The sequence below is a fragment of the Pseudomonas sp. PS01301 genome, from assembly GCF_029960215.1.
Taxonomy (GTDB): Bacteria; Pseudomonadota; Gammaproteobacteria; order Pseudomonadales; family Pseudomonadaceae; genus Aquipseudomonas; species Aquipseudomonas coleopterorum.
The window spans coordinates 67,411-76,526 of the sequence record NZ_JASCPM010000022.1; the positions used below are offsets into that span (position 1 = coordinate 67,411).

Annotated in this window: 9 protein-coding genes; 3 read left to right on the forward strand and 6 right to left on the reverse strand. The window is 65.2% G+C overall.

Annotation, left to right across the window (positions count from 1 at the left end; all coding sequences use genetic code 11):
* Positions 1 to 27 precede the first annotated feature (27 nt).
* On the forward strand, positions 28 to 597 hold the full coding sequence (locus QMX89_RS13400) for a sterol desaturase family protein (protein ID WP_082223600.1): 570 nt from the start codon (positions 28 to 30) through the stop codon (positions 595 to 597).
* Here QMX89_RS13400 and QMX89_RS13405 read toward each other — a convergent pair.
* Genes QMX89_RS13405 through fni form a run of 5 tightly spaced genes read right to left on the reverse strand, consistent with a single transcriptional unit; the run spans position 479 to position 6,440 of the window.
* Positions 479 to 1,477, reverse strand: coding sequence for a phytoene/squalene synthase family protein (locus tag QMX89_RS13405; protein ID WP_282348585.1), 999 nt, complete (start codon positions 1,475 to 1,477; stop codon positions 479 to 481). The genes QMX89_RS13400 and QMX89_RS13405 overlap by 119 nt on opposite strands.
* Positions 1,474 to 2,964, reverse strand: a complete 1,491-nt coding sequence (locus QMX89_RS13410; protein WP_056842242.1) for a phytoene desaturase — start codon at positions 2,962 to 2,964, stop codon at positions 1,474 to 1,476. Before QMX89_RS13410 ends, QMX89_RS13405 begins: the two co-directional genes overlap by 4 nt.
* A complete protein-coding gene (gene crtY / locus QMX89_RS13415; RefSeq protein WP_282348587.1) occupies positions 2,951 to 4,126 on the reverse strand; it encodes a lycopene beta-cyclase CrtY in 1,176 nt (391 codons plus the stop codon). Before crtY ends, QMX89_RS13410 begins: the two co-directional genes overlap by 14 nt.
* The gene (locus QMX89_RS13420; RefSeq protein WP_282348589.1) at positions 4,123 to 5,397 is read right to left on the reverse strand and encodes a glycosyltransferase; all 1,275 of its coding nucleotides are present in this window, start codon (positions 5,395 to 5,397) and stop codon (positions 4,123 to 4,125) included. Before QMX89_RS13420 ends, crtY begins: the two co-directional genes overlap by 4 nt.
* A complete protein-coding gene (gene fni, locus QMX89_RS13425; RefSeq protein WP_282348591.1) occupies positions 5,394 to 6,440 on the reverse strand; it encodes a type 2 isopentenyl-diphosphate Delta-isomerase in 1,047 nt (348 codons plus the stop codon). The genes QMX89_RS13420 and fni overlap by 4 nt, the downstream gene beginning before the upstream one ends.
* Before the next feature lie 224 nt (positions 6,441 to 6,664).
* Here fni and QMX89_RS13430 point away from each other — a divergent pair, with 224 nt between their 5' ends.
* Positions 6,665 to 7,570, forward strand: coding sequence for a polyprenyl synthetase family protein (locus QMX89_RS13430; RefSeq protein WP_192000472.1), 906 nt, complete (start codon positions 6,665 to 6,667; stop codon positions 7,568 to 7,570).
* A gap of 87 nt (positions 7,571 to 7,657) precedes the next feature.
* Here QMX89_RS13430 and QMX89_RS13435 read toward each other — a convergent pair whose 3' ends face one another.
* Positions 7,658 to 7,936 (reverse strand): hypothetical protein, encoded by a 279-nt coding sequence (locus tag QMX89_RS13435; RefSeq protein WP_049859895.1) that lies wholly within the window; start codon positions 7,934 to 7,936, stop codon positions 7,658 to 7,660.
* A 225-nt stretch (positions 7,937 to 8,161) separates the two neighbouring features.
* On the opposite strand from QMX89_RS13435, the gene QMX89_RS13440 reads away from it, so the two are divergent.
* Positions 8,162 to 9,019, forward strand: a complete 858-nt coding sequence (locus QMX89_RS13440; RefSeq protein WP_282348592.1) for an SDR family oxidoreductase — start codon at positions 8,162 to 8,164, stop codon at positions 9,017 to 9,019.
* Positions 9,020 to 9,116 lie beyond the last annotated feature (97 nt).

The following is a 9,116-nucleotide window of genomic DNA, read 5'->3' on the forward strand; positions in this document are numbered from 1 at the left end:
CGCCACGGGTGGGCCGGTTGCGTTAAGATGGCGGTCTATCCGTCTTGGCAGAGCGCAGCAGTGATTCTCAACAGCCTGGTTTTCTTCATCACTCTGGCGGCCATGGAAGGCGTTGCCTACCTGGCCCACAAGTACCTCATGCATGGCTGGGGCTGGGGCTGGCACCGCTCCCACCACGAGCCGCGCACCGGCTGGTTCGAGAAGAACGACCTGTATGCGGTGGTGTTCGCGGGGCTGGCGATCGTGCTGATTGCCCTGGGGACCCAGGGTCTGCATCCGCTGGAATGGATCGGCGCCGGCATGACCGCCTACGGCGCGTTGTACTTCGTCGTCCATGACGGTCTGGTGCATCGGCGCTGGCCATTCCATCTGGTGCCGCGCCGCGGTTACCTCAAGCGCCTGTACCAGGCGCACCTGATGCACCACGCGGTCGAGGGCAAGGACCGCTGCGTGTCCTTCGGCTTTCTGTTCGCGCCGTCTACGACGCGCTTGCGCGCTCAGTTGCGGGCGTTGCACCAAGGGCCTCTGCGCAAGGCGGACGAGGCCGGTTCCACAGCTGAGTCGAACGCTTCGGCCACTGCCGCCAGCGAGCGCTGACCGCACGCCACCATCCCTGGCTGACCGCTGCCAGCTTTTCGGCCTTGGAGGTCGAGACACGGGTGTCCCAGGCATGACTGCCTGCCGCAACCACCTTGACCCCGATCTGCCGGTACACGGCCGCCGCAGTCGCCACGGCCCAGGCCGAACGCCAGGGCAAGGCGGCCAGGCCCGCCTGGGCGCTGGCGTAGTAGGGCTCGGCCAGGTCAACCAGACGCCGCGCCAACACCGCCACCGCCGGCCGATGCTCGGGCGCCGCCAGGTCCTGCAGCGGAATGTTCAGTTCTTCCAGCCACTGCGCCGGCAGATAGCAGCGACCGATGCGCGCATCCTCGACGATATCGCGGGCGATGTTGGTCAACTGAAACGCCAGCCCCAGATCGCAGGCGCGATCCAGGGTACGCGGGTCATGGGTGCCCATGACCCGCGCCATCATCAGACCAACGACGCCTGCGACGTGGTAGCAATACTGCAGCGTGTCGTCCTGAGTGTGATAACGGCGGTCCAGCACGTCCATTTCGAAGCCGGCCAGATGCTCCAGGGCATTGTGCTCGGGAATGTCGTGCTCGCGCACCACTTCGGCGAACGCGGCGAAGGCCGGCTCGCTCGCGGGCACGCCTGCATAGACCGCATGGGTCTGGGCCTGCAGCAGCGCCAGGCGGCGCTGTGCCTCCTGCGGGGTGATCGACACGGCGTCGTGACCGGCCTGCTGACCATCGATCACATCGTCGCAGTAGCGGCACCAGGCGTACAGCATCACCGCGCTGCGCCGGGTGCGTTCGTCGAACAGCTTGGCGGCTGCGGCGAAGCTTTTCGAGCCTACCGCGATGCTCCGTTCGGCATGCTCGCGCAGCGCCGGATCCGGCGCCGAGGTGCTCATGGATGCAGGTCCGCGATCATCAGCCCGGCGGTCGCCTTGGCCGAACCGATTACGCCCGGTACGCCGGCGCCGGGGTGGGTGCCGGCGCCGACCAGGTAGACGTTGTTCAACTGCGCGTCGCGGTTGTGCGGGCGGAACCAGGCGCTCTGCTGCAGCACCGGCTCCAGGGAAAACGCCGAGCCCAGGTGCGCGTTGAGCTCGGTCTGGAAATCATCCGGGGTGAAGATACGGCAGGTCACCAGATCCTCGCGCAAGCCAGGAATGTAATGCTCTTCCAGGTATTCGAAAATGCGGTCGCGGTACAGCGGCCCCTGCACCGACCAGTCGATGGCGGCGTTGCCCAGGTGCGGTACCGGCGACAACACGTAGTGGCTGGAACAGCCCGGCGGCGCCAGGCTGGGATCCGTCACACAGGGCGCGTGCAGGTACAGCGAGAAGTCCGAGGCCAGTTCGGCGCCGTTGAAGATTTCGTGGATCAGCGCCTGATAGCGCGCACCGAAGCACACCGTGTGGTGCTGCAACTGCGGCTGCGGGCGTTTCAGGCCGAAATGGATGACGAACAGCGAGTTGCTGAAACGTTTGCCCTTGAGCCGCTTGCCCTCGCGTTTACCGCGAGGGTGTTTGCCCAGCAGGTCGGCGTAGGTGTGCACCACGTCGGCGTTGGACGCCAGACAATCGGCGCGCCAGCTGCGACCGTCACGGGCATGCACCGCCGTGGCGCGATCGTTCTCGACGTCGATGCCGGCCACTTCCGCGTTCAACTCCAGGGTGCCGCCCAGGTCCTGGAACAGCTTGACCATGCCTTGCACCAGCGCCCCCGTCCCGCCCTTGGGAAACCACACACCCCATTCGCGCTCCAGCGCATGGATCAAGGTGTAGATCGAAGAGGTGGCAAACGGGTTGCCGCCCACCAGCAAGGAGTGAAACGAGAACGCCTGGCGCAACTGATCGTGTTCGATGAAGCTCGACACCATCGAATACACGCTGCGCCAGGCCTGCAGGCGTGCCAGTTGCGGTCCGGCCTGAAGCATGTCGCGAAACGACAGGAACGGTACCGCACCCAGCTTGAGGTAGCCTTCCTTGAACACCGCCTGGGAGTAGGCCAGGAAGCGCTGGTAGCCGGCCACGTCCGGTGGGTTCAGGGCATGGATCTGGCGGTCCAGTTCGGCCTGGTCGTTGGCGTAGTCGAACTTCGTGCCGTCTTCCCAGCACAGGCGGTAGAACGGCTTGACCGGGAGCAGGTCAACGTAGTCGGCCATGCGTTTGCCACTGAGGGTGAACAGCTCTTCGATGGCCGTGGGGTCGGTGATCACCGTCGGGCCGGCATCGAAGGTGAAGCCCTGGTCGCGATACACATAGGCTCGTCCCCCGGGCTGGTCGCGCTTCTCCAGCAGGGTGGTGTGGATGCCTGCGGCCTGCAGGCGGATCGCCAGGGCCAGGCCGCCGAAGCCTGCGCCGATGACAATGGCGGTTTTAGCTGGATTCATGTGGGTTCTCGAACTGCCGGGGAGAAGATCTGAGGGCGGCGCGCACGGCCTCGTCGACGGGCACGGGTGGCTTGCCGACGAGAATGCGGGCGCGGTCACGCCAGTGGTTTTGGCCTGCGTAGAAACGGCTGATCAACGCGGGCGACAAGCGATAGAAACGCTGCATGACCCGCCAGCGGTCCTGGGGCCTTCCGGCGAGGAACAACATGCGGTTGAGCAGACGGTAGAAACCTTGGTCGTTCCACTGCTGGCGGGCGTGGTCGCGGATGCCGGTGAACAGGCGGTCGGCGTCCATGACCGGCTGTTGCGCCAGCCACTGGGCCAGGCGCACCGCGTGGGGCAACGAATAGCCGGTGGTGCAGTGAAACAGGCCGGCGCGCAGGCCGGACAGCGGCTGGCCAGACGCTTGCTGCCAGAACGCCTCGAAGTCGCCGGCCAGGGTAATCGGCAGCACGCCCTGTTCTTCGCGCAGGCACTCGGCGACCGTCCAGCCTTGCCAGCGCACGTACTCGCCGATGTGCTCGCGCAGCTGCTCGGTGCTCAGGGTATGGCGATCTACATAGTGAGTGTCTTCCACCAGCACGGTATCGGCCGAAAAGGGCAGTACATAGACGAAGCGGTAGCCATCACCCTGATCCACCCGGGCGTCCATGATGATCGGCCCGAGCAACCCGTGCGGCTGCTCCAGTCGCAGCAATTGGCCGACGAACGCCTGCTGGCCGAGCACGAGGTGTGGGCTGGGCCTAACCCCGCGACCGTCGATGACCGCACCGGCCTCCAGCATCTCGCCACTGGCCAGGCGCACGTGGCGCGGGCCCAGTTCGGTGATGGTTTCACCCAGGCGCAGTCGGTCGCCCAACGCCTGGGTGATGACTTCGGCGAAGCGCTCGCTGGTGATGCTGGCGTAGCCACTGTCGAGCACCCGAGAAACCTGGGGGAAATGCACCTGGTAGCTGGACCAGCGCTTGACCACCAGCGGCTCGATCCAGTGATGCTGCTCGGCGGTGAGGTCGCCATCGTGAAAGGACCAGGTATGGTTGCCCCCCAGACTCTGCTGCGCCTCGATGCACAGGATGTTCAGCTCCGGACGCGCCTGGCGCAGGCGCCAGGCGATCAGGCCATTGGCCAGGCCGGCGCCGGCCAGGATCAGGTCGTACGTCATGCCAAGGCTCCGGCCAATACGGGCTGTCGTGTGTTTATTGCGGTTTCGATGATGTCGGCTGCCGTCAGCGTGCCGCCTGCGCTGGCCAGTTCCGCGCTCAAGCGAGCAAAGGGCTGGGTCGACAGGGCCAGGACATCACCCAGCGCCTGGGCGATGCGCGGCGAGCGGGCGCGGCGATGCAATTGCAGGCCCAGGCCATGATGGCGGACCCGCGCGGCCACGCCGGGCTGGTCGAAGGCGATGGGCATCACCAGCATCGGGGTGGTGCTGGCGATGGCATCCATCACGGTGTTCAGTCCGCCGTGGGTGACCACTGCATCGGCCTGTTCCAAGGCCCACTGTTGCGGGGCGAAATCGGTGACCCAGGTGGCGCCGAGCGCAGCCAGGCGTTTTTCGGCCGCTGCATCGAGCAAGCCGCAGTGGGCGATCAGCAGTTGGGCATCGAGTTGCCGGCAGGCCTTGGCGATCTGTTCGAACATGCCCAGACGCTGGCCCTGCAGGGTGCCCAGGCTGGCGAAGACGAACGGGCGCTCTGGGTTGATCGACCAACTGCCTCTGGTGGCCGCAGTGGCGGTGCGCAGCGGACCGACCGCGTGCAGATGCGGCGGCGCAGCCTGGCGCGGGAAGTCGAAGCCCGCCAGCGTCTGGCTGATCTGCGCCAACGGCGAAAGGCACTCGTGCAGAGCGCTGCGCGGCGCCAGTCCGAGGGCTTTCGCGGCGCCCTGGATGGCGCGGGCATGGGGCTTCATCAGCCAGTCGTAGACCTGGGTGCTGCCGCGGTACATGTGCAGGCTGCGCTCATCCGTGTCGTAGGCGAACGGCATCACTGGCAGCGGCAGGCCCGGCTCGCGGTTGACCGGCAGGGCGCAGGCGATCGAGACGAAGGGCAGCCCCAGGCTTTCCGCGACCAGGCCACCGCCCGCTTCCATCTGATCGCACAGCAGCGCGTCGACACCGTGCTGCTCCAGTACAGCCGGCAGTTCGTCGCAGAACATGCGTGTAGTAGCCGCCAACTGTTCGATGATCTGTCGCAGGCCCCAGGGTGTGCCGGGGCTGGCCGCCAGGCGCAGACTGCGTTGCAGGCTGCCGGGCGGGTGGCTGGCGGCGCCCAGCACGCAATAGCCGATGCCGGGGGCCGTGACCCAACGCGCCGCGTCGGCCTGGTGAAAGAAGGTGACTCGATGACCGCGCTGCATCAGCTCTTGGGCCAGCGCCTGCAACGCGTGGAAATGACTGTAATAGGCGGGTGCGACAACGCCGAAATGACTCATCGAGGCAGAGCCTGCGGATCGAGCAGACGGGCATGGCGCAGCCCCGCCAGATTGGCCGAACCGGTGCAGAAACAGGCCACGCGAAGCTGGCGAATGACCACTTCGAAGTGTTCGATCACAGCTTCCGTGGACAGCGTAGCGCCCGGCAACACACTGGCGGCCTGACCGACGAGGTCGGCACCGAGGCGGATGGCCTTGGCCGCATCGACGCCATCGCGCACGCCGCCCGAAGCGATCAAGCGTACGTCGGGCAGCGCCTGACGGACCGTCTGCACGCAGGTGGCGGTGGGAATGCCCCAGCCGGCGAAGGCCATGGCCACCGCGCGGTCCGCTGCCCGGGTTGCGCGTTCGCCTTCGACCGCAGCCCAACTGGTCCCGCCCGCACCGGCCACATCGATGACCTGCACACCGGCCTCGACCAGGGTTTGCGCCACGCTGGCGGAGAGCCCGGCACCGACTTCCTTGATCACCACCGGCACCTTGAGCACCGTCACCGCCCGGGCGATCTGCGCGAGCACGCCGCGCCAGTGACGGTCACCTTCGGGCTGAACGGCCTCCTGCAGCGGGTTGAGATGGATGATCAAACCGCTGGCTTCCAAGGTGTCGACCGCGCGCTGGGCCAGGTCCATGCCACCGTTTTCGAGCAACTGCGCTGCACCGATGTTGGCCAGCAGCGGGATGTCCGGGGCGATGCGCCGCAGCTCGCGGGTGAGCCCCTGGTCGTTGCCGGTCTGCAAACTTACACGTTGCGAACCCACTCCCATGGCAATGCCCAGGGCCTGCGCCGCTTCGGCCAGATGCCGGTTGATCGCGACGGCACGAAAGGCGCCGCCGGTCATGGAGCTGATCAGCAACGGCGCCTGCAGGTCGATGCCGAGCAGGGAACTGCGCAGGTCAATGTCTGCAAGGTCCAGCTCAGGCAAGGCACAATGCTCGAACTGAATAGTGTCCCAGCCCGCGCCCATGCGCGTGATCGCCCTGAGCGGATCCAGGACGATATCCAGATGGTCATCCTTGCGTCGACTCAACTCGTCGGGCTTCATGTCAGCTCCATTGCTCAGGATCATTTACGGCTGCCTGCGGTCTGTCCATGGTAGAGAGTTGTACGGCGCGCTCATATTCGCATAACGTATGTCCATCTTCACAGGCTCAGGCACCGGCGGTGAGCAGTCGTTCCTTGTTTGCGAACGTTTCCGCCCGGGCCGAACCCTGCCGAAATCTCGTCCCCGGCTGCCCCGCAGGACTCGAAACAAGAATAGAGGGAACGATGACAGCTGATACGCCCGCGACCAGCGATACTGGTTTTACCGAGCACATGGCCTTGCTGCGCTGCACCATCGAAGCGCGGCTGGACGCCTTGCTGCCCGTGGCGAGCAACGAGCGCGATCTGGTGGCCACGGCGATGCGCGACGGTGCCCTGGCGCCGGGCAAGCGGATGCGTCCGATCCTGTTGATCCTGGCTTCGAACGGGCTGGGCGCCAGCGACCAGGCGGCGCTGGACCTGGGCTGCGCCGTGGAGATGGTGCACGCCGCGTCCCTGGTGCTCGACGACATGCCTTGCATGGATGACGCGAAGCTGCGACGCGGTCGCGTCACCACGCACCTGGCCTTTGGTGAAGACGTTGCCATTCTGGCCGCCGTGGCCCTGTTGTCACGGGCCTTTGCGGTGGTAGCGGGGATCGAAGGGCTGAAGCCGTTGATTCGCACGCAACTGGTGGAGATCCTGGCCAACGCCATCGGTGCTCATGGCCTGGCACGTGGTCAGTTGCAGGATCTGCGTGACGGGCTGCATCCGCGAACCGCCGAAGAGATCGCCGCCACCAACAATCTGAAAACGGGCGTGCTGTTCAGCGCGATCATGGACATGGCCTATCTGATCAGCGATGCGCCACCGCCCACGCGCGCCGTGCTGCAGTGTTTCGCCCTGGAGCTGGGGCAGGCGTTCCAGCTCTACGACGACCTGCATGATCGCAGCCCGGACATGGCGAAAGACCTGGGCAAGGACGACGGCAAGTCGACCTTCATGGCCCTGTGCGGGGAAGATGAAGTGAAGCGGCGTCTGCAGGAGCATCTGGACAAGGCCCGCGCGTGCCTGGCCGATGCCTATGCGCAGGATCATCATATCAGCCGTTTTCTGCAGCTGATCTTCGTCAAGGCCGCGACCTGCGCCTGAGCGTTCGCCTTTCGGCAGCGTCGCTTTTCCACATGACAAATCAAAAGGGCATCAAGCTGACTTGATGCCCTTCGCAACGACGCGTTCTTACGAGGCGGCGTGCGGATTGCTGCCTTTCTCGGCATCATGTTTCTTCGCGGCTTCAACGCCCGAGCTGCTGAGCTTGATCGGGTATTCCAGCGCCGGTTCATGGTCCTCGACCGTTACCGGCTTGCCCTGGATCAGACCTCTTTCCTGCAGCGTCTTGATCATCCCCGCGACGGCCTTTTCACCGCGATAGTTGTCGAGGATTTCCTTGCCCAGGCCATGGGGATGCGCGTGCAGCAAACGGGTGAGTACTTCGTGCTCGAGTTCGACGTTGCTCATGAATGCCTCTCTGGCTGCTGAATGAAAATGCATCGCTTACAGGGTTGTGACTCAGCCTGGCGCGAGAGATTCCTTGCGTCTGCACAGGGCACGGTGAATCGGTTGGGCGAAAAATCAAACTTTTGCGCCGGCAGGGAAGTCGACTTTCCACACTGTGTCGTTTCGGCAACGAGGTACAGCCTCTGTCGAATCGGCCAAGGTTTTCCGTCAACTTTCGAGGTACACATGGCCAACTATCCAACTCCGCCGTTCGAGCCGCAGCAGCAATCGGTGCCGGGCACGCAGTCGAAGATGAATCCGCTGCCCGACTGTGGCGAAACCAGCTACAAGGGCTCGGGCCGGATGGCCAACAAGGTCGCCCTGATCACGGGCGGTGACAGCGGTATCGGTCGCGCCGTGGCCATTGCCTACGCCCGTGAAGGCGCCGATGTGGTGATCTCCTACCTCGACGAGCACGAGGACGCCAAGGACACGGCACGCTACGTCGAGGAAGCCGGACGCCAATGCCTGCTGTTGCCGGGCGACCTGGCCGAGCGGGATCAGTGTCTGGCGATCGTCGAGAAGACAGTCGAGCGTTTCGGTCGCATCGACGTGCTGGTCAACAATGCCGCGTTCCAGATGAGCCACGAATCCCTGGACGAAATTCCGGACGAGGAGTGGGTGCGCACTTTCGATATCAACATCACGGCGATGTTCCGCATCTGCAAGGCCGCAGTACCGCACATGCCGTCGGGCGGCTCGATCATCAATACCAGCTCGGTCAACTCGGACATGCCCAAGCCGACCTTGCTGCCCTATGCCACCACCAAGGGCGCGATTGCCAACTTCACCGCCGGGCTGGCGCAGTTGCTGGGCAAGAAGAACATTCGTGTGAACAGCGTGGCACCGGGTCCGATCTGGACGCCGCTGATCCCGGCGACCATGCCGCCGGAAGCGGTGAAGACCTTTGGCGAGGAGACACCGTTGGGTCGTCCGGGCCAGCCGGTCGAGGTGTCGCCGATCTATGTGCTGCTGGGGTCGGATGAGAGCAGCTACATCTCCGGGTCGCGCTATGCGGTGACTGGGGGCAAGCCTATTCTGTAAGGCAGTGGCGGCCTCTTCGCGGGCAGAGGGCTCGCCGCCCGCCCCGCTCCCACAAAGACCCAAGTCCACACGGGATCCCTGTGGGATCGGGGCGGGC

Coding starts and splice junctions, on each gene's coding strand:
- QMX89_RS13435 (WP_049859895.1), bottom strand. CDS start 7,936: ATGAGCAACGTCGAACTCGAGCACGAAGTACTCACCCGTTTGCTGCAC.
- crtY (WP_282348587.1), bottom strand. CDS start 4,126: ATGACGTACGACCTGATCCTGGCCGGCGCCGGCCTGGCCAATGGCCTG.
- QMX89_RS13430 (WP_192000472.1), top strand. CDS start 6,665: ATGACAGCTGATACGCCCGCGACCAGCGATACTGGTTTTACCGAGCAC.
- QMX89_RS13400 (WP_082223600.1), top strand. CDS start 28: ATGGCGGTCTATCCGTCTTGGCAGAGCGCAGCAGTGATTCTCAACAGC.
- QMX89_RS13420 (WP_282348589.1), bottom strand. CDS start 5,397: ATGAGTCATTTCGGCGTTGTCGCACCCGCCTATTACAGTCATTTCCAC.
- QMX89_RS13410 (WP_056842242.1), bottom strand. CDS start 2,964: ATGAATCCAGCTAAAACCGCCATTGTCATCGGCGCAGGCTTCGGCGGC.
- fni (WP_282348591.1), bottom strand. CDS start 6,440: ATGAAGCCCGACGAGTTGAGTCGACGCAAGGATGACCATCTGGATATC.
- QMX89_RS13405 (WP_282348585.1), bottom strand. CDS start 1,477: ATGAGCACCTCGGCGCCGGATCCGGCGCTGCGCGAGCATGCCGAACGG.
- QMX89_RS13440 (WP_282348592.1), top strand. CDS start 8,162: ATGGCCAACTATCCAACTCCGCCGTTCGAGCCGCAGCAGCAATCGGTG.